Below are 19,062 nucleotides of genomic sequence, written 5' to 3'. Positions count from 1 at the left end.
GATAACGCTTTGTTATATGGGTTGCTAAACCATAGCAAAAAGTTGCTATCAACATTGCGACGAAATTTAATGAATCAACTGAAAAAATATTTGATAGATGTATATCTGAGAGTATTAAAATACCTATGAATCCAATACATAGACCTATAATTTGGTTACGATTGGAACGTATACCAAATAATAAAATTCCTAAAACCATTGTCCATAATGGTTGGGTTGCATTTAAAACAGAAGCTAAATTACTAGTCATTTTTTGTTCGCTAAAACAAATAAGTGTCCATGGAATTAAAGTATTTAGTATTCCTACAGCAAACAAGGGTATAAAAGGAATTTTCCCTCTTAAAGATTTGCGGAAAAATGGTATAAGTGCAATAAGTGTTATAGTTCCAAAAGTTGACCGTAAAAATGCTACTACCAAAGGATTGAAATCTGCAACTAAAATCTTGAAAAAATAGAAAGATCCTCCCCAAATAAGACTTAATATAATGAGTGCAAAGTATAATTTACGTGACATTTTTTCTCCTCTTTACTTTTTGATATTTATAGCTTTTTATCACTAATGTCGTATTAAAATAATTAAATTCAAAAATTCATTAATAATGATTTCGTCATTTAGTGTGTTAAGTAACTCAATTAAAGTGAGTTAATCAAATTCTTGAAATAAATCAAATACAATTACACCAACAAATTATCTTACAGTTGAATTTTATAATAAGAAATTTCACAATGAAATTTGAATGTTCTTATAAACAACAATAAGTTTGGTTTATTATGGATTAAGATTAATAATTCAAAAAATTTTAGCTACTCAGCCATACATTTCATTTAGAAGTTTAGTAAGGGGGATGATTCCAGTGAGAATACGCCCCTTATTACCTATTTTCATTTTTCAGCATATAGATTACTACCATGAAGAGAAAAATAGACCTACACTTCGCTGCTTTTCTTTGTTTTAAAATGTTGCACGTGGCAGGAAAAGGCCCTGACCGCTCCTATACATAGCCAGTCCCTCTCGACCATTTAAAAAAATGCTTTTCTACCTTTTTTTCATAGAGTGACTAAGTAGTTACCGTAATTGTTTGTTACGATATTCGATAATGGTTAACCATATTCCACTCAAAGCAATGAAAAGAGCTAGGATACTAAACGGAACAGTATAACTATGGAAATAGTCAACAAGTATACCAAACAACGTAGGTGCAAGTACGATAGCAAATTGATTCAATGTTAAAGCAAAACTGACAGTTAAACCAATAAATTGCGGATCTGATCTTTCTGATACAAAAACGATAAATAAACTAAACCAACCGATAGCAAAGAAACCAAAAAAGAAGCATAAGATTACAAGTAACCAAAAAGTCATATAAGTCATGACATAGCTCGTACAAAGGAGCAATAAGACAGTGATACCGATAGTTATTTGTAATGGAATGACGCGATTTCCTTTAAATATGTTATCACTAGCCCATGCTAAAAGGATCCTCCCAAACATTCCACCTATCAATACTATACTTAATAATGTTCCAGCATGATGAAGATTTGTATGAACTTCATTTGTAAGATAACTCATTAGATGGGAAACGAGCACCATTTGTAAGGACATCATTGATATTCCAATTAAAAAGATAGGATAAAGAGAATGGTTTCTTTGTATCTTCTTTAACTTTGTAAAGAAGGAAACCGTTTCTGTTTTTTGAATGCTGGAATGCTCCTCACGATAAAATAGGATGAACAATAAGCCCCCACTAATAGCTGCAATTGCTTGCACAAGGATTACAGATGGAAGGCCATATTCATAAAAAAAGAAAGGAAGTGTACTAGAAGCTAAAGCACCTCCGATGGGAATTCCAGTTTGACGAATACCCATTGCAAGTCCTCTACGCTGAGGAGGAAACCACCTTACAATAGCTTTACTGCCCCCAGGTTGTGCCGTTCCATACCAAACCCCTACAAATAGTAAAGTAGCAACTACATATGTGTAATTGGTGGCTGGATAGGCAAGCAACATACTCGCTCCAAGTAAGATAGATCCTCCTCCTACAATCCATCTTTCGCCATATCGATCCATTAAGTTTCCAAACAACAACATCGAGAAAATAGGTCCGATATTGACAACTGATACAAGTAATCCTATTTGAAATTGAGATAGGTGATGTACTTGCTGCCATAAAGAAGCTAAAGGACCAATCCCGTATGTAACAAACGTGGCACATGTTTGTGAAATAGTTGCAATCAATAAAATAATCCATTTGTAAGAGCTAGTGGAGTTATTTCTTGTTTTTTGTTTCTGCATTTTATCATTACCTCCTCTTCTCTCTTATTGTATGAATATATAGGTATCAAGTAAAATAAATAATAAAGATAAAAATTATCAAAAAAATTGATATCTCGAGAGGTGACTTATATGGATATTAAAGATTTGACTGTATTTAAAAAGGTAGCCGAAGAAGGAAGTATATCGAAAGCAGCGAAATCACTAAGCTATGTTCAATCAAATGTGACTATGAAAATTAAACAGCTAGAAGATGAGTTGGGAGTTCCTTTGTTTTACCGTAACGGAAAGGGAGTTACTTTAAATTCTAATGGCGAGATTTTGTTAACATATGCTAGGGAAATTCTAGATTTAACTGAGCAATCAATCAGATTGGTACGAAGTAATCAATCTAAACCTCTTGGTACGCTGAAGATTGGATCTACTAACTCTACAGCTGCAGTCCGTTTACCTCCTCTTCTAAAAAACTATTATGAAAATTATCCTGAAGTTGAATTAGTATTAGAAACTCATAAAAGCACTGAGCTAACTCAACTTGTGCTTGAACGTAAACTAGAAGGGGCATTCATTGTTGAAGATGTTCATCATCCAGATTTAACTTCTTTTTTGTTTTGTCAGGAAGAATTAACGATTATTAGTCACCAACCATTACATACTTTGCAAGAACTTGATAAAGTCACTATGTTAGCATTTGGGAATGGTTGTCACTATCGGAATAGGGTAGAAAAGTGGTTAAAAGAAGAAGGCATTTATCCAAAGCGTGTATTAGAATTCGGTACAATTGAAGCGATTATTGGTTGTGTGAAGGCTGGAATGGGCATTGCTGTCATGGTCAAATCAATTTTGAAAGACCATGAGCAGTCTTTAACTATGACTGATTTACCTGAGAAATATTCCAAAGTACCAACTTATTTTATTATGAGAAAAGATGTACTTTTTTCGGCTGCCTTACAGAGATTTGTTGAAATGATAAAAGAAAAAACTGTGTAACTTAATTTTGATTATTGAGGATTGTTTTAGCGGGGGCATATAGTGTAGAACCCCTTAAGGTTGTCTGTGAATAATGTTCTAAGTTTGATCATAAATGGATGTTTTTGTAAAAAAATATCAAATAATCGTAACTACTCAGCCATACACCATTTATTACCTATTAAAAAAATGATTTTTTGTCGTTTTTTATAGAGTGGCTTTTGTGTATTATGCTCATTTTTATTGTTTTGAGGTAACCCGTTCTTTTTAGCTTGATAGCGATGTGGCAGGATCCCAATATGGATATTGCTTCAGCGCATATAAGGGGTCACCATACATGCCTATCCCGTTTTTTGTACTTAGGGGTAGTGAAAATTCTAAAGTTGATGGGCATGTTGGCGGGACCCCAATTATAGAAGAAAAATTATTTGCTGCTGCATAAGGTGTTTTTTATATTATATAATTATAGAGATTTTCATATAAAAGAGGGAATTGTTTTGAGGGAGAGTTATGGCGAAAAAGAAAACTCACGAAGTTTTTGTACAAGAAGTATTTGATTTGGTAGCAGCGGAATATTCGGTAATAGGATTGTATACTGGTACCAATGTGAAAATTAAATTACAACATAATGAATGTGGTTATAACTTTGAAATGATACCAAAGGCATTTCTTAGAGGTCAGAGATGCCCGAAATGCGCTAGAGAACGTGTTACAAGGAATAATAGGCGTACACATGAGCAATACCTTAAAGAAGTAGAAACTAGAGTCGGATTTGAATATGTAGTTTTAGGACAATATGTAAACGGTATATCCAAGATTAAAATGAAACATGTTCAATGTAATCATGAATATGAGGTAATGCCAAAAAATTTTTTACGCGGTGATAGGTGTCCTAATTGTTTTGGTACGCCTAAAAAGAGTCAGCAACAGTTTCTTGAGGAAGTAAACACTATTACTGATGATTATGAGGTGTTGACTCCTTATAAAGGAAATAAAATAAAGGTTAAATTCAAACACAAAATATGCGGTTGTGAGTTTGAAACAATGCCAATTCATTTTTTGAGAGGTAGCGGATGCCCGAGGTGTGCTGGCAATATGCAAAAAACACATGCGCAGTTTGAAACTGAAGTATTTGATTTAGTAGGAGATAAATACCTAGTATTAAGTAAATATAAAAATTGGATGACAAAGGTTAAAATGCAGCACAATGAATGTGGAAACGTATATGAGGTAACTCCGAATAGTTTTCTACGCGGTAGCAGGTGTCCCGTATGTATGTTAAGAAAACAAGGGGAATCTAGAAGAAAGACACACAATGAATTTTTAAGAGAGGTACAAGAATTATATGGTAAAGAATATACGGTATTAAGTGAATATATTACAGCTGTTGTTAAGGTAGCAGTGCAACATAATAAATGCGGTAATATTTATAATGAAAACCCTAGCGCTTTCCTCGGGGGTAAGGGCTGTCCTATTTGTTCGTTGACTAATAGAATTGAGAAACTAACTAAAACTCACGAAACCTTTGTCCAAGAAGTGTTTGATCGTGTAGGATATGAGTATACGGTACTTGGTCACTACATCAATACTGATACGCATATACAAATGAGACACAATACATGTCAGTATGAATATCTAGTAACTCCAGATAAATTTTTGAGTGGAACTAGATGTCCAGATTGTTACGGAAATCAAAAGAAAACCACTCAGCAGTTTATAAAAGAAGTTTATAACTTAGTAGGTGATAATTATTCCATCATTGGAGAATATATTAATTCTGCCACTAAAATATGTTTGAAACATAATGAGTGTGGGTATGAGTATATGGTGGCACCGAGCTCATTTCTTGCTGGTACCAGATGTCCTGCATGTAATGAGAGTCACGGTGAACGGGCAATTAGGGATTATTTGATTGACCATGATATTTCTTTTATCTCACAATACACAATAGAAGATTGCAAGGATATAAGGGTATTGAAGTTTGATTTTGCAGTTTTTCATGAAGACGGTTCCTTGTACTGTTTAATCGAATATGACGGTGGACAACATTTTTATCCAGTTAAGTATTTTGGAGGAGAAAAGGGTTTTCAAGCTACTAAAAGAAGAGATGAAATAAAAAATAAATACTGTAATGCTAACGGCATAAAACTATTTCGGATACCCTATTTTGAGGAGAATATTATGAAGGTTTTAGATGCCTATGTATTAGATAATTTTGAGAGGAGTACGACCTAAGTTCAAAAATGTTTGTATAGATGGATGATAGTATGCAATATATAATTTGGTATATTTTGTATTACTACCTCTTTTTCGGTAGGGTGTGCAAAAACACCCAATTGCTAATTTGATTTTTATAAAAAAGCATAATCTAAACTCACTTAGAATTTTTTACTTAAAGGAAGAAAGCATCGCCTTTTTTTATGAACATCGTAACTTTATTTTAAATTAACATTTAGGCTATTTCCTCGTACAATAGAAAGCAAATAGAAAAATTGCTTTAGCTCGTTATGAATATAGAATCTTTTGTGGAGGAAGAAATTATGGCAGGAAAACAACAAGAACTACAATATATAAGAGTTTATACATTAAGAGATAAGAGTACGAGAACTATTAAAGTGGAACCTTGGAGAACATTTAAACAAGAAATGAACGTTTTAGGCATAGTCGAATCAGATATATTTCAAATCCAGTTGATCGAGAGGAAGAATTAAAGTAAAAACAAATTTATTGTCATTTAACAGAGGACTAAAAGAATGGGTTATAATCATGGAAATAAAATTGGTCTCCTGTATAATTAGATTTTATTATAAAAAGCCCCATCCAATTGGATAGAGCTTTCGTATACTATTCAACTTTCAAAAAGTAGTTTTATCTCTTTTATTTGTTCTATGTGACGCTGTTCATGCAAATATATCAGTTCTATCCATTGATCAAGAAGTAATTCCCCCAAGGCAGGATGCTTCACTGATTTTTTCGCTAATATAGATACATCTTCTATTGTACTAAGAAAAGTCATCAATTTTTTTCTCGAATCGTTTAACAAATCAATCATTTGTTGAACTTCAAATAGTTCTAAGCTTGGTTCAAGAATTTCTGGAGCCGTAAATTTTTTCGTTCTATCTAATAATATAGAGTGAATTTTTCGACGCTCTTTTCGGGTACTATCAATCTCTTTTAATCCAAACGAAATAACCCTTATAGCTGCCTCATCTAATAAAACTAAGTGATGACAAACTTGTGCTATACTCCATTTATTTATATCTGGCTTACTATTGAATTGAGCATCACTCAATAAAGTAATCTCCTTTAATAGGTTATTTCTCGTTTCATAAAACTTGTCATTTACAAATTTATTCATGTGATTTCTCCCTTCATCTGAAAGTACATACTTAGATTCCTATTCCGTATATATTCTCTACGATAAAAAGGGTTTCCTTCACTACTCTACGTTAAGGAGTAGTACCAGCTACCCTGTCACCACCCCTATATATCATTTCAATAGGTTTTATCTGGAAATAAAAGTAAGGCTATGACCTATTTTTACACGTATCTCGGCTGACCCTCAAAATGCTTATTTTACAATTTTCAAGAAGAGTTAATATATACATAATTCACCATTAAGATATACTCTTAAATAAGGAGGTTAATGCAGTGAAAAATTTGACAATTGAAGAAGTTTATCAACAGATTCTAGATGGTAAGAGAAGAATGTTCCCAAAAGGAACTTGGAGTGAAGACATAGATAGAAGTTTGATTAAACGTGTTACAAAATATCTAATTGAAGTTATCTTAACGTGGGACAGAAATCAGATTAAAGAGGGATGGGACTTATCAATTATAAAGAGATATAAATTAGGAGGAGCAATTTCTATTATTTATAGTGATAGTCCATTTAGAATGCTAAATGATGCATATCCAGGACTTTTAAAAGAATGGGAATTGAAGATGGCTCCTTTAAATTATTGGACAAAAGAAACAGGCTTAGAAGCATTGCGTTGGACAATTGAAGAAAAAGAACGGCTGACAATGGAGCAATTAAAAGAAGTGTACAATCATAAATGGCTTATAAAACATAAGTTACATGCGCCATGTAATCGATTGTGGGAAAATAATGCTTACTTAATGATAAATGACTTATACCCTAATCAGTTTAAACCGTTTCATTTCAAATGTGCGACTACAAATTATTGGACAAAGGAAATCGCATTACGAGAACTTGCATATATTATACAAGAAGAACAGCTTGAAGATGAGGAACTATTAGAAGTATTCAGTATGAAATGGATTGTTACTAAAAAATTAAGTAGTCCATTATTGATGTATTGGCAAAGTAGTCCATTTAAAATGATTGATGATTTATATCCAAATAAGTTTAAACCATGGCAATTTAAGAATGTACCTTCAAATTATTGGACGAAACAAAATGCAATAAAAGCTATTTTACATATTATACAAAAAGATAATCTACAAAAACACGAATTACCTAAAATAATGGATAGTAAATGGTTCTACAAAAATAGATTAGGTACACCTTTTCAAAAATTTTGGGGAACAAGTCCATACTCTGTGTTGAATGATTTGTTCCCAGATTACTTTCAACCATATCAATTAAGTAGAACACCTAACCTGTATTGGACAAAAGAACGATCACTTCATATTCTGTCCGAATATATTCAGCAAGAGGGTTGGGGTGATGAGGAAATCTTGGAAAACGTTACTTTCCAATGGTTAACTGACCGGAATTTATGGACTCCAGTATCATCTATTTGGGAAAGTAGCCCATTTAAGATGGTTAATGATTTGTATCCAAATAGGTTTAAGCCATGGCAATTCAAAGCAACTTATCGTAATTACTGGACAAAAGAAACGGCACTAAATGCTTTAAAATGGACAATTGAGGAGAAGGAATGTTTGTCTCGTGCGGAGTTAATAGATGTATATTCACAAAAATGGTTAATAAAACATCGACTTCAAACTCCTTGTATAAAGTTCTGGAAATCAAGTCCGTTTGCTATGTTAAATGCACTATACCCCAATACATTTAAAGAATGGGAGTTTTTTAGAGTACCTTCAAATTACTGGACAAAAGACAAAGCCTTGGATGAATTACGCTGGATTATTGAGGAAAGAGAAAAATTAACTAGAAAAGAATTGTTAAATGTTTTTAGTGGAACATGGATAAAAAGACAAGGGCTAGGTTATCCTTTACAAAAATTTTGGAGTAGTCGTTCTTATGACATGTTAAATGATTTGTACCCAAATCGTTTTAAAGAATGGGAATTAAAGAAAACGCCTACTGGATTCTGGACAGAGGAAAAAGGGCTTGAAGCATTACGTTGGACAATCGAAGAAAAAGAGAAACTAACAAAAGATGATGTATTGCGGATATACAGTGGGAAATGGTTAAAAGAACAAGGACTAGGTTATCCTTTACAAAAATTTTGGAGAGGAAATATAAATAAAATGTTGCAAGATCTATATCCAAAATATCAGTTGAATTATTAGGGATATAAAGGTGTCTAAAAAATGCGACACCTGAAAGTTGAAAAAAGTGTTTATTTTTAATTAAAGAAGGATCTGCGTAAATAGCAGATCCTCTTAGTTATTTATTATTTCACTGCTTCTTTTAACTCTTTTCCAGCTTTGAAAGCAGGAACCTTTGAAGCAGCGATTTGCATTTCTTCACCAGTTTGTGGGTTACGTCCCATACGTGCAGCTCTTTCGCGGACTTCAAATGTACCAAATCCAATGATTTGTACTTTCTCTCCGGCTACAAGTGCATTCGTAATGGAATCTAATACAGCTTGTGTTGCTGCAGCTGCATCTTTTTGTGATAGTTCTGCTTTTTCTGCTACGACTTTTGTTAGTTCTGTTTTATTCATATCTTGCACCTCTTAGTATTGTGAATAGGTGAATATTATAGCGTATTCTATATCACTAAGCAAATAATAGCGCATAAAAAAAGCCCTAGAATACCTAGGGCTTTTAATTAGTGGTAAGTATCAATAAAGTTTAAAATGTTTCCATCCTGCATTAATATTTTACCATATTAGTTAATTAATTCAAGTACTACTAAGAAAATAAGCCTTTGGATGAGAAAATTAGTTCTAAATTACCCCTAACCTATTTCATTTTCGAGGGATATTTCCAATCCCTTTCATTTTGAGGTAGAGTAGGAGCCTTTGATGTCTTTAGTTCCTCAATTTGTTTTTCTATCTTATCCACTTTCTTGTTCATCTGCTCCATCAATTCTCTCGACTCCTTGAATTCAAGTTTAATCTCTGTTAGCAAACGAAGAATAGCATCTCCTTTAGTCATCTTCATAATAAATCTCTCCCTAGACTAATTGTGTTTTTATATTACCCATATCAGAAGCGTTCAAATTTTAATTTATATATTTGTTCCAAACAAATTGGTCGTGTACTCATACTTATTATAATCAAATTCTTTGGAAACTTTAACATAAGTTCTCTCAAAAATATCTCACTTGATACGAACGTATTTTCGTAAAGAGGTGTTGAATATTTGGATTAGATAGGAATATAATAAGAACAAGCGTTCTGATATTAGGAGGATTTAGCTATGTACGATTATTCACTTTGTCCAAATCAAACTATACTTTGCCTTGATCTAGTTTCATTTTTCGCTAGCGTCTCTTGCGTTAAGCTAGGTTATGATCCATTACGAACAAAGTTAGCAGTTGTCAGCGACACCACACGACCAGGTTCTGTTGTATTAGCTGCTACCAGACCGCTAAAGAATATGGGGATAAAACAGGGTAGTCGGCTATATCAGATAGCGAACATGCCAGATGTACATATTGTAAATCCAATGATGGAGACATACATACGTTGTTCAAATTACATCTCAAAAATTATACTAAAATATGTGCCTCCAGAGTTCTATCACCAATATTCAATAGATGAATGCTTTTTCCAAATTGACAGTGTTTTACATCTATTTGCGGATAGTCCTAGAGAATTTGCAAAGAAAATACAACAAGAAATTTATGATGCAAGTCGCATATCTAGTACAGTCGGCATAGGAAAAAACATGCTCATGTCAAAGATAGCCCTGGATGTAGAGTCGAAATATAATGCAGATGGTATAGCTGAGTGGAACTATGATGATGTACCAACAAAGTTTTGGTCCATTCGTCCATTAAGCAAATTTTGGGGGATATCAACGAAAACAGAAGCCAAATTAAATAGAAAAGGAATACATACAATAGGAGATCTGGCTCATTATCCTTTGAAATACTTGCAGCAAGAGTTTGGTGTGCTAGGAACGGATTTGCATCTCCATAGCCATGGAATTGATTTTAGCTGTATTTCCGATACATACATACCAAAATCAACATCCATAGGTAAGAGCCAAATATTAATGCGAGACTATCAAATTGAAGAAATACCCGTAATATTACTTGAGCAAATTGAGGAAGTATGCTATCGCATGCGAATGCAGAATAAACTAGCTCGGACAGTACAATTTTCTATTGGCTATAGCAAAGAGTACCAGGGGGGATTTAGAAAAAATGTTACCTTTGACCGTGCGACGAATATAACGATGGATATCTACAACATTTGTTTGAAATATCTGTTGCAGCTGCATACAGGAGAACCAATTCGAAGTATCAGTATTGCACTGACAAACTTAGTAGATGAAGGGGAAGAACAGATTTCATTATTTGATGACCTAAAGAAAAGAGAGCAGCAGATGAAACTAACAAAAGCTTTAGATGAGATCCGTACTCGTTTTGGAAAAAATAGCGTATTAAGAGCTGTGTCATATATGCCACATTCTACAATTAAGTACAGAAATCAATTGATAGGGGGACACCGAGCATGAAAGAAACACGTATCCCAAGAGGTCGAGGGAAAGAAAAGTGGGCTCCGTTTATTAGTATGCCGGAGCAGTTTGCTGGCTTACACAGAATGATTCATGAACAAACGAAAGTGCCAAAACCAATATTAGATGAGCAGCAAAAGGAAGAGATAGAGCGTGTGTTACATAATGCATATAGAACACAGGAAGAGGTTGACATTTGGTACTATAAGGACGGTTTTATCTTCCATGAAATCATGGATATTCAAAAAATAGATCCATATGCTCAAATAGTAATTGCTACAGATGCATTCCGCTTTAAAAATCGATTCCAATTCACGGACATTGTTGATTGTAAGATACATAATTGAGTTACTATGGGTCATCTTATTCAAAATAGAAAATTGTACGTTACGACATAATTTGGGCATATTTTAACCGGTTCTCTGTACGTTAAGGAACCGGTTATTTATTTTACTACCTTTTTATTGGATTTTTGTGTGATTTAAACCATAAGTTTGCCGTTTCGGTAAGTTTATGGTTTTTTTTGTTCGCGGCAAACTTATGCTTCCAGGATTTGTAGCATATTTTTAATGTCGTTTTTGTAGCTTTTGAATATAGTTTGATTAAAAATATGCTGCAAACGTTGATTTTGTAATAGAAAAAACTCACTTACTTTGAAAAAAGATTGATCAAAATAGGTGAGTTTGGTTTTGAGTTGGATTTAGTTTTTGTAAATAAGAGTGATTAGAACAAAGGTTGATTATTTCTACTTAAAATAGAAAAATTTATCGTTTGATTTTTTTGAAATTTAAGGTTCGATTTATTTTTTATATGGGAATGTTATTCAGTTTGAAAATATAACCTTTTCACTCATAAGATGGAGTCCCATTTAATAAAATTCATCATACTCTGAACAAAAACTTTCTATTTGCTTATCAGATAGTTTAAAGAAAGTATTCTGAGATACTTCTAAGACTAATGCTTGATTTTTTGTTATCCCCTGATATACTCCTCTTATTATTCTTCCAGTAAGTCCATGTGACATTACTATTACTTTTTCTTTATTTTGTATAGAATGTAGCCATTCAGATACTCTCTCTACAACTGAATCATAGCTCTCTCCACTAGGGGAATTAAAATACCAATTGTAATTATTAGTATTTTCCATGAGTTCCGGCCAAGATTTTTCAATTTCTTTTGTAGTTAAACCAGCCCATTTACCGACAGAGACTTCTTTTAATCGATCGTCCATTTTAACTTTATTTCTATCGTAACCTATAACCTCACATACTATATCAGTACTTTGTTGCGCCCTTCCTAATGGACTGGAAATAAACTCCCACTCTTTAGGGTTATCAATTAGTACTTTTAGTAATTTTGCATTCTTTTTGACTTGTTCAATGCCATCAGACGTTAGTGCTGAATCAAGTTCCCCCTGATACCGGCCTTTTACATTTAATTCAGTTTCTCCATGTCTAAGTAAATAAATAATTTGTTTCAAACTCATACCCTCCGAGTATTTAAAATCTAATACCTATTTTTTATAAAATTAAACAATCCCCTAACTTAATTTTAAGCCAACCGACCAACTTAGCAAATTAAATTTTTCTCAATCCCCCGTTTTTATGAAGAGCGAATGTTCAACGGATTACCTATAATGTGGAAAAATAACCAGAATCTGCTTGATTCAAAATCTAGTTGCTTTAAGCTATCAAACCAAATTTTCGCAATATTGAAGAATAAAGTTCTTGTAATTACAGGTTTTTTATCAAACTTTATTACAAAGCAACAGCATTCACGGCAAGCTTATGGGTTAACAATTAATCTACGGCAAAGTTATGCTTCCTTTAGCGGCAACTTTATGGGTAAAGTCACATTTTGTCTCGTAATGGTCTTAAATTATTGAAGTTTATCTTTTAATTTAAGTTCCAAATATAATTAGAAATCTATACATATTGATTATCTTTATTGAGAAATAAATCAATTGATTGCCAATAAAAGGAAAGTACTTGTACAATAAACTTGTACGTATTCTATTAGAGGAGTGATAAATTTGAAACGTGTTATGGGTGTACTTTCTACTGCTTTATTAGTTGGAACAATGTTGCTTGGTGTATCAAATACGGCGGCTTATGCAGATTCTTCTTCACAGCCCTATAAAGTTGTAACGCCGAGTGAATTGAATGAAAGTCCTACAACAATTGGATTTGATAACAAGGTAGAGTTTGAAACATACTTAAAGACACATCCGGTTGCTCCAGACTTTACAAAAACCCTACAATCTTCATCACAGATTTACTCCACATTTTATTATGACATAGATTTAAAGGGGGCGCGTTTTACTGTAAATTCGAGTAGAAATCCTGTTATTCTAGCTAATTTTAGTGGTTCAAACAATGATGCAGTTTCCTCTATCCTTACGCACCCATTTGGAGACTATACAACAATTTATGAACATAGTAATGCACAAGGACGTGCACTTGCTATTGTAAACAATGGGAAATATATTAATTTAACAACAGTTAGTATGGGAGATGGTGCAAGAACATGGAATGATCAAGCTTCCTCTGCAATCGTGAAGGCAAATTAATACTAAAATAATTGACACAATGAGGAGTTGACTCTTATGAGTTGGCTCTTTTTTATTTTTGGGTATTTGCTTTTTTTAGCTTGATGGGCATGGGATCTTGTCAACAAAGCTCTTGAAAAAATAAGCAATTATGGTATATTTTCATATATAAATATACCATAATTGAGTATATATAATTAATAACAGGGGGTGATTGGGATGCATACACCTATACTAGATGCTATTATAAATGCAATTATTAATTTTTTTCATCTTCCACGTTGTTAGCAAATAAAAGAGAAAATTAGCTCCTTATGGGCTTAGTCACAGGGTAACTGTTCTAGTCCGTCAGACGATTTACATCAAATGTAAATCGTCTCGGAATGGCAGTACCAAAAATGGTTTTTATTAGGGGTAGAGGGGGCAACCGTGCTGTGAAGTGTAAAGTATATTCCAAAAAATGTATTAATTTAGGTTTTATGTCATATAGTTAGCGGGACCCCCATAAAGAAAAGACACTCAAATGAGCGCCTATTTTCTTTAGTACCCGAATCCTCCGCCTCCCCAACAGCTACATCCGATGATAATCAATAGGATAAATAGCACAATGAGTAAAGCGAATCCTCCAGCAAAGCCGCCACCAAAGTCCATATTAAATCCTCCTTTGAAGCAGGAGACAAAAACATTGGATTGCACATATTTTTTAACGGTTTCACTTTACTGTATGTTGTTGGAATCTAATTGAGCAGGTCCGTTGAGAAATAAAGAAAAGACACCATAAGGTGCCTTCTCTAACTTGAACCACTTTCATTTAATACGAATCTATCCGTATTACCCCATTGTTATACGTGTAAACACGTTCTATAAAACAGAATCATTTATTTTTACCAGATTGTTAGTGTACAAAAACAAGATTATTGATATCATTTTGTTAACTAGATTAGAATAACGTCACATCTATATGATTGAGATGTGTTACGTCTTCTAATCATAGAATCTGTTTTATAGAACGTATCCACAATAGTTATTTTACCATATTAATTATTGGTTTCATGTAATTTGTTCCGAATATGTATAATTGCATAAAGTTTATGAAAAAAAAGAGGGTATACTTTGATGGTGTGCAATAAAGCGATAACCTACCTACGGAAATAGGTGAGTTATCATATATTGGTGAGCTTGTAGAGTATTTTACTCCAGATCCCTGCACTTTGTGTGGGGATATTTTCATAAAGAAAAGACACTCTAGTGAGTGTCATATGTCCATAAAGAAAAGATATCTATAATTTATTTTCTTAGAATCTAGTTTTAGTTAATTTCATCATTCGGTTGCTACACAGGTCCCCGTATAAGTACTTATTATTTAATATTTATTGCTGTATACATTTTATTCCAAGGGTAGTTCGTGGAAGTGTTTTGATATTCAAATCGTCCATCCTGGTGACCTGATCCATCCCATTTCATTGTCCAGCCATCTACAATGCGATCGCCATTTAAATCTATCATTGTTCGACTCATTTCTTTTAATTGTGTGCCATTCATTTTAACATTACGAATGTGGCCATAGCCAATTTCTCTTGTATAAATGTATAAATAACTTCCACCGTGATCTTTGACCGTACTAAGATTATTAGGGTTTACATATTCGACCCCACCTAGTTCTGATTCAATTTTTACTACATCTAAAGAAGTTAGAGGAGGAGCTGACCCTGCTGATGCCTCAGGTGCCATTCCTAATCCAACTACTGCCGCAACTGCTAAAGATGAAACTCCTAAAATAGCTTTTTTAAACATATTCCCATCCCCTTATGTATTATTTATATATTCGATTATAACATAACTAAGTAAAAATGTTACTATTTTTGAAAATATTAACAAAACAGACTTGTCTCTTGGGTGTCTTTCTCTATCAATCTATACAGAAAGACACCCAAGAAATAGCAATGATTCTTATTCGGCTGTTCCACCCCTTACAGGAGAGTGGACGGAAGCCTCACAGATATGAAAAGAAAAAGCTTTTAATATTCTGGGTGTTGCCTATGAGTATCATGTGTTAGGAAGTCTAAAGAAAGCTGTATAATTTTTGAAAAGTGATACCTATCTAGGTTTATTTGGTATACTCATTTTTAAGGTCACAAAATATTTTAAGTTTTTTTCGTTCATATGAACAAAAGTTCATTTTATTTTCCTTCTTAAGTTGATGGGCATGGGGTCTCGGCAACAAAGCCCTTGAAAAAATAAATGATTATAATGTATCTTTATATATAAATATATTATAATTAATAACAGGGGTGATTAGGATGCATACACCTGTACTAGATGCTATTATAAATGCAATTATTAATTTTTTTCATCTTCCACGTTGTTAGCAAATAAAGAGAAAACCGGCCCCTTATGGGCTTAGTCACAGGGTAACTGTTCTAGTCCATCGGACGATTTACATTTGATGTAAATCGTCTCGGAATGGCAGTATCAAAAATGGTTTTTATCCGGGGTAGAGGAAGCAACCGTGCCGTGAAGTGTAAAGTGGATTCCAAAAAATGCCTTAATGTGGGTTTTATGTCATTTGGTTAGCAGGACCCCATAAAGAAAAGACACTCTTATGAGTATCTTTTCTGATGGTTTTTTAGCAGAAGCAAGCAGCCCCAACTATGATTAATAATATAAAGAGTACGACGAGTAAAGCGAATCCTCCACCGAGGCCCATAATAGTTCCTCCTTTAAGTAAGAGGGAAAAACATAGGGGTTCACACGTAACGGATTCGGTTTATTTTATGTTGTTAGGATCTAAAAGTGAACAGGTCCTTTAGAAAAAAAGAAAAGACACCCTTTCGAGTGCCTCCCTTGAATTTATAACTCTGGTGAAATAAGAGTAAAATAAAAAGCCCTGTGAAGGGTACAGGGCTTTACAGGGGTGGGAACATATGACCTTATAACAATATAATATCACATACTAACTCCAATGATTCCCGAAAGTTTTGACAATTTCAAGAACAAAAAAGGGCTCTAGAGTTGGGCGGACTCCAGAGCAACAAATAGAGTATTGCAAAAAGGACAAACGGTAATGAATAACATCTTAGAATGTAATCAGTTTAACACATAAAACCTAGAAGTAGTATATATGAATGTTACGAATTTAGGAACATACGACAGGACCTTTGCTTGTCATCATGGTTGAGAACTGAACCTGTCTGTATTACCAACTACCCCACCGGTTCTCGACTATGATGATGCGTACAGCATCAAAAAGGGGTGAGAAGAGTATATTTGCTAACTAAAAACTAGCATAAAAAAATACCTGTGAAGAAACACAGGCAAGTTGTTAAGATATCGGTTAATTATATTTTAACAAACTTATTGTTAAGTTCTCACGGCTATATGTTGAGAAAATAAATGTAAAAAACTTGTACCTATACCATAGCAGACTTGTTTCTTTTAAGTAAATGCGGAACGACAAATGATAAAAAGTGTACGTTCAGACATGTTAAAAGACGGTCTTGTTTTGGTATCAATATACGCGGTATCCAGTGAACAAAATGATAGTGATCAGGCTGCAATGAATGCAAGTGATGGGGTGCTACCTCTAATAGCTAATGGTAATTATTTGTCTACATGGATAATGATAATGGTTGGTTTGTGTAGTTTTTTTAGTATATGGGCTTCAGGCACAATGCCCATCTGTTTAGTGCAAAATTAAAGTACAAAGTAATGCAATAAAAACGTGCAGAAATGATTGCACAAAAAAAGGCTTGCCAGCCTCTTAAATAACCTCTACTGTGTTGAGTGTCGAATTCAATTACAGGGAGGATATGAAAGGATATGCTAGCAATGCCAGAAATTAATTATATCAAACATTTACGGGAAAACGAAGACCTAACAATTGCGGAAATCTCTAGAAGGTTAGGATGCAATTGGAGAACTGCTAAAAAATATGCTGACGGAGATATTGAAATAGGTCAATTGCCAAAAGCTAAAACTGGAATGATGTATGAAGAAGTGTATGGTGAAATCATTGATTGTTGGTTAACAGAAGATGCAAAATTAAAGAAAAAACAACGTAGAACAGCTAAAAAAATGTTTGAACAGTTGCGTGACGAGCATGGATTTAAAGGTTCGTACCGAACCGTATGTGATTATGTTCAAAATCGAAAATTAGAATTAAAAATAGAAAAAGCAACTCGTTACGAAAGACTTGAACACCCTCCAGGAGAAGCGCAAGTTGATTATGGAAATATGAAAGTGGTTAAAAATGGATCCTACAAAGATGTAAAGGTTCTATATTTAAGTTTTCCTCATAGTAATGTGGCATTTGCTTGCCCATTACCGGCTGAAAACACGGAGTGTTTTTTACAGGGATTAAAAACAACATTCCAACAAGCTGGTGGTGTACCAAGCGTATTACGAATTGATAATTTATCAGCGGCAGTAGCTACAATTGGAAAAGGAGAAAACAGAAAGTATACAGATTCATTCTTAGCCTTTCAGGCTCAGTATGGATTTGAAATACAAGCTTGTAATCCTTACAGTGGTCACGAAAAAGGTAACGTGGAAAAGAAAGTTGGATATACTCGAAATAATCTATTTCTACCAGAACCAACCATGGAGAGTTTTGAACAACTTGCATCTTGGTTAGAAAAGAAACTAATTGAGGATCGAAATCGTGTCCATTATGACAAAGGTGTTTTAATAGATGAATTATGGCAAGAAGATAAACAAAAATTAAAAGCATTACCAAAACAAGATTTTTCTATTTATGAGATTGCACAAAGTACAGTAAATAAGTACGGTGAGATTACGTTTGATAATGAGAAGATCTATATTCCAAATGTAAAAATCAATCAAGTAATTACTATTAAAAAAGAATGGGATACCTTCGTATGTATTGATAAAAATGGAGAAATGATCTTTGAAGGATTTCGGCCTTATATGAATCATTCTACCCCAATTCCATGGAAAAGCATTTTTGATGATTGGATTACAAAACCAAGGGCTGTCAAATATTCAAGGCATGTGAAACATTTACCAGAAAAAGTTCAACATTATTTATTGTATACAAATGCTGAAATAAAAAATCGATTAAAAGGTTTAAAAGACATCTTACAAAAAGGATATACCTTGGAAGAAGTTTCAAATGTTTTAAACGACGAAAGTCGTTATGAAAGAGATCCACATGAATTACGTTATCTCATGGATGCACATAAGTTAAATAACATAAATACTAGTTATGAATATACACCCTCTGTTCTTGTAAATTACGAAACTGATTTAAGTAGTTATGACAAATTATTAGGACAGGCGGTGTCATCATGAATCAAAAATTGAAAGATATTTGTAAGTTATTGCGATTAGGTTACCTTGCGGAACTATATGACGAGGTGGATTTTCAAAATAAAGAACAATTCTTACAAGATGTATTAATGAAAGA

At 33.4% G+C, this 19,062-nt stretch carries 17 protein-coding genes and 1 pseudogene; 9 read left to right on the top strand and 9 right to left on the bottom strand.

The window, feature by feature from the left end; all coding sequences use genetic code 11:
* A partial coding sequence (locus V7183_RS09635; protein WP_335359337.1) for a DMT family transporter occupies positions 1–514 on the bottom strand: 514 nt, incomplete at its 3' end.
* A 552-nt stretch (positions 515–1,066) separates the two neighbouring features.
* Positions 1,067–2,293 (bottom strand): MFS transporter, encoded by a 1,227-nt coding sequence (locus V7183_RS09630; RefSeq protein ID WP_335359336.1) that lies wholly within the window; start codon positions 2,291–2,293, stop codon positions 1,067–1,069.
* A gap of 111 nt (positions 2,294–2,404) precedes the next feature.
* Between V7183_RS09630 and V7183_RS09625 the strand changes: the two genes are divergently transcribed.
* From V7183_RS09625 to V7183_RS09615, 3 genes are all read left to right on the top strand, one after another.
* Entirely contained in the window at positions 2,405–3,262 is an 858-nt protein-coding gene (locus tag V7183_RS09625; RefSeq protein ID WP_335359335.1) for a LysR family transcriptional regulator, read from the top strand.
* Between the two features lie 489 nt (positions 3,263–3,751).
* A complete protein-coding gene (locus V7183_RS09620; protein ID WP_335359334.1) occupies positions 3,752–5,476 on the top strand; it encodes a DUF2726 domain-containing protein in 1,725 nt (574 codons plus the stop codon).
* Between the two features lie 305 nt (positions 5,477–5,781).
* Positions 5,782–5,952, top strand: coding sequence for a hypothetical protein (locus V7183_RS09615; protein WP_335359340.1), 171 nt, complete (start codon positions 5,782–5,784; stop codon positions 5,950–5,952).
* A 137-nt stretch (positions 5,953–6,089) separates the two neighbouring features.
* Here the strand turns inward: V7183_RS09615 and V7183_RS09610 are convergent, their stop codons facing one another.
* Positions 6,090–6,599, bottom strand: coding sequence for a DinB family protein (locus tag V7183_RS09610; protein ID WP_335359333.1), 510 nt, complete (start codon positions 6,597–6,599; stop codon positions 6,090–6,092).
* 293 nt (positions 6,600–6,892) lie between these two features.
* Here V7183_RS09610 and V7183_RS09605 point away from each other — a divergent pair, with 293 nt between their 5' ends.
* Positions 6,893–8,746, top strand: coding sequence for a hypothetical protein (locus tag V7183_RS09605; RefSeq protein ID WP_335359332.1), 1,854 nt, complete (start codon positions 6,893–6,895; stop codon positions 8,744–8,746).
* 104 nt (positions 8,747–8,850) lie between these two features.
* Here V7183_RS09605 and V7183_RS09600 read toward each other — a convergent pair whose 3' ends face one another.
* Together V7183_RS09600 and V7183_RS09595 are read right to left on the bottom strand one after the other, a co-directional pair.
* Complete coding sequence (locus V7183_RS09600) at positions 8,851–9,123, bottom strand: HU family DNA-binding protein (RefSeq protein WP_335359331.1); 273 nt, start codon at positions 9,121–9,123, stop codon at positions 8,851–8,853.
* Positions 9,124–9,364: 241 nt separating this feature from the next.
* Positions 9,365–9,559, bottom strand: a complete 195-nt coding sequence (locus tag V7183_RS09595; RefSeq protein ID WP_335359339.1) for a hypothetical protein — start codon at positions 9,557–9,559, stop codon at positions 9,365–9,367.
* Positions 9,560–9,823: 264 nt separating this feature from the next.
* Between V7183_RS09595 and V7183_RS09590 the strand changes: the two genes are divergently transcribed.
* Both V7183_RS09590 and V7183_RS09585 read left to right on the top strand, forming a co-directional pair.
* Positions 9,824–11,089 carry a Y-family DNA polymerase gene (locus tag V7183_RS09590; protein WP_335359330.1) on the top strand — a complete coding sequence of 422 codons (1,266 nt, stop codon included), beginning with the start codon at positions 9,824–9,826 and terminating at the stop codon, positions 11,087–11,089.
* Positions 11,086–11,436 carry a YolD-like family protein gene (locus V7183_RS09585; RefSeq protein WP_335359329.1) on the top strand — a complete coding sequence of 117 codons (351 nt, stop codon included), beginning with the start codon at positions 11,086–11,088 and terminating at the stop codon, positions 11,434–11,436. The genes V7183_RS09590 and V7183_RS09585 overlap by 4 nt, the downstream gene beginning before the upstream one ends.
* Before the next feature lie 521 nt (positions 11,437–11,957).
* On the opposite strand, the gene V7183_RS09580 is transcribed toward V7183_RS09585, so the two are convergent.
* Complete coding sequence (locus V7183_RS09580; RefSeq protein WP_335359328.1) at positions 11,958–12,575, bottom strand: histidine phosphatase family protein; 618 nt, start codon at positions 12,573–12,575, stop codon at positions 11,958–11,960.
* A 546-nt stretch (positions 12,576–13,121) separates the two neighbouring features.
* Between V7183_RS09580 and V7183_RS09575 the strand changes: the two genes are divergently transcribed.
* The gene (locus V7183_RS09575) at positions 13,122–13,658 is read left to right on the top strand and encodes a hypothetical protein (protein ID WP_335359327.1); all 537 of its coding nucleotides are present in this window, start codon (positions 13,122–13,124) and stop codon (positions 13,656–13,658) included.
* A gap of 519 nt (positions 13,659–14,177) precedes the next feature.
* Here V7183_RS09575 and V7183_RS09570 read toward each other — a convergent pair.
* A complete protein-coding gene (locus V7183_RS09570; protein WP_335359326.1) occupies positions 14,178–14,288 on the bottom strand; it encodes a YjcZ family sporulation protein in 111 nt (36 codons plus the stop codon).
* Positions 14,289–14,996: 708 nt separating this feature from the next.
* Entirely contained in the window at positions 14,997–15,431 is a 435-nt protein-coding gene (locus tag V7183_RS09565; protein WP_335359325.1) for a DUF4879 domain-containing protein, read from the bottom strand.
* Between the two features lie 104 nt (positions 15,432–15,535).
* Here V7183_RS09565 and V7183_RS09560 point away from each other — a divergent pair.
* Positions 15,536–15,717 (top strand): annotated as a pseudogene (locus V7183_RS09560) (IS4 family transposase); the annotation flags it as partial.
* A 546-nt stretch (positions 15,718–16,263) separates the two neighbouring features.
* Here the strand turns inward: V7183_RS09560 and V7183_RS09555 are convergent.
* The gene (locus V7183_RS09555; protein ID WP_335359338.1) at positions 16,264–16,344 is read right to left on the bottom strand and encodes a YjcZ family sporulation protein; all 81 of its coding nucleotides are present in this window, start codon (positions 16,342–16,344) and stop codon (positions 16,264–16,266) included.
* Between the two features lie 1,112 nt (positions 16,345–17,456).
* Between V7183_RS09555 and istA the strand changes: the two genes are divergently transcribed.
* Positions 17,457–18,947 (top strand): IS21 family transposase, encoded by a 1,491-nt coding sequence (gene istA / locus V7183_RS09550; protein WP_335359324.1) that lies wholly within the window; start codon positions 17,457–17,459, stop codon positions 18,945–18,947.
* The last annotated feature ends 115 nt before the right edge of the window (positions 18,948–19,062 follow it).

This window comes from Bacillus sp. JJ1127, assembly GCF_036965845.1.
In the GTDB taxonomy this organism is placed as follows: Bacteria; Bacillota; Bacilli; order Bacillales; family Bacillaceae_G; genus Bacillus_A.
The sequence above is the reverse complement of the archived record's forward strand: the minus strand, read 5'-3'. Positions and strand labels throughout refer to the sequence as shown.

Bases quoted from the DNA above. Each gene is read 5' to 3' on its own strand.
- V7183_RS09630 (WP_335359336.1), bottom strand. From the start codon at position 2,293: ATGCAGAAACAAAAAACAAGAAATAACTCCACTAGCTCTTACAAATGG.
- V7183_RS09625 (WP_335359335.1), top strand. From the start codon at position 2,405: ATGGATATTAAAGATTTGACTGTATTTAAAAAGGTAGCCGAAGAAGGA.
- V7183_RS09620 (WP_335359334.1), top strand. From the start codon at position 3,752: ATGGCGAAAAAGAAAACTCACGAAGTTTTTGTACAAGAAGTATTTGAT.
- V7183_RS09615 (WP_335359340.1), top strand. From the start codon at position 5,782: ATGGCAGGAAAACAACAAGAACTACAATATATAAGAGTTTATACATTA.
- V7183_RS09610 (WP_335359333.1), bottom strand. From the start codon at position 6,599: ATGAATAAATTTGTAAATGACAAGTTTTATGAAACGAGAAATAACCTA.
- V7183_RS09600 (WP_335359331.1), bottom strand. From the start codon at position 9,123: ATGAATAAAACAGAACTAACAAAAGTCGTAGCAGAAAAAGCAGAACTA.
- V7183_RS09595 (WP_335359339.1), bottom strand. From the start codon at position 9,559: ATGACTAAAGGAGATGCTATTCTTCGTTTGCTAACAGAGATTAAACTT.
- V7183_RS09590 (WP_335359330.1), top strand. From the start codon at position 9,824: ATGTACGATTATTCACTTTGTCCAAATCAAACTATACTTTGCCTTGAT.
- V7183_RS09585 (WP_335359329.1), top strand. From the start codon at position 11,086: ATGAAAGAAACACGTATCCCAAGAGGTCGAGGGAAAGAAAAGTGGGCT.
- V7183_RS09580 (WP_335359328.1), bottom strand. From the start codon at position 12,575: ATGAGTTTGAAACAAATTATTTATTTACTTAGACATGGAGAAACTGAA.
- V7183_RS09570 (WP_335359326.1), bottom strand. From the start codon at position 14,288: ATGGACTTTGGTGGCGGCTTTGCTGGAGGATTCGCTTTACTCATTGTG.
- V7183_RS09565 (WP_335359325.1), bottom strand. From the start codon at position 15,431: ATGTTTAAAAAAGCTATTTTAGGAGTTTCATCTTTAGCAGTTGCGGCA.
- V7183_RS09555 (WP_335359338.1), bottom strand. From the start codon at position 16,344: ATGGGCCTCGGTGGAGGATTCGCTTTACTCGTCGTACTCTTTATATTA.
- istA (WP_335359324.1), top strand. From the start codon at position 17,457: ATGCTAGCAATGCCAGAAATTAATTATATCAAACATTTACGGGAAAAC.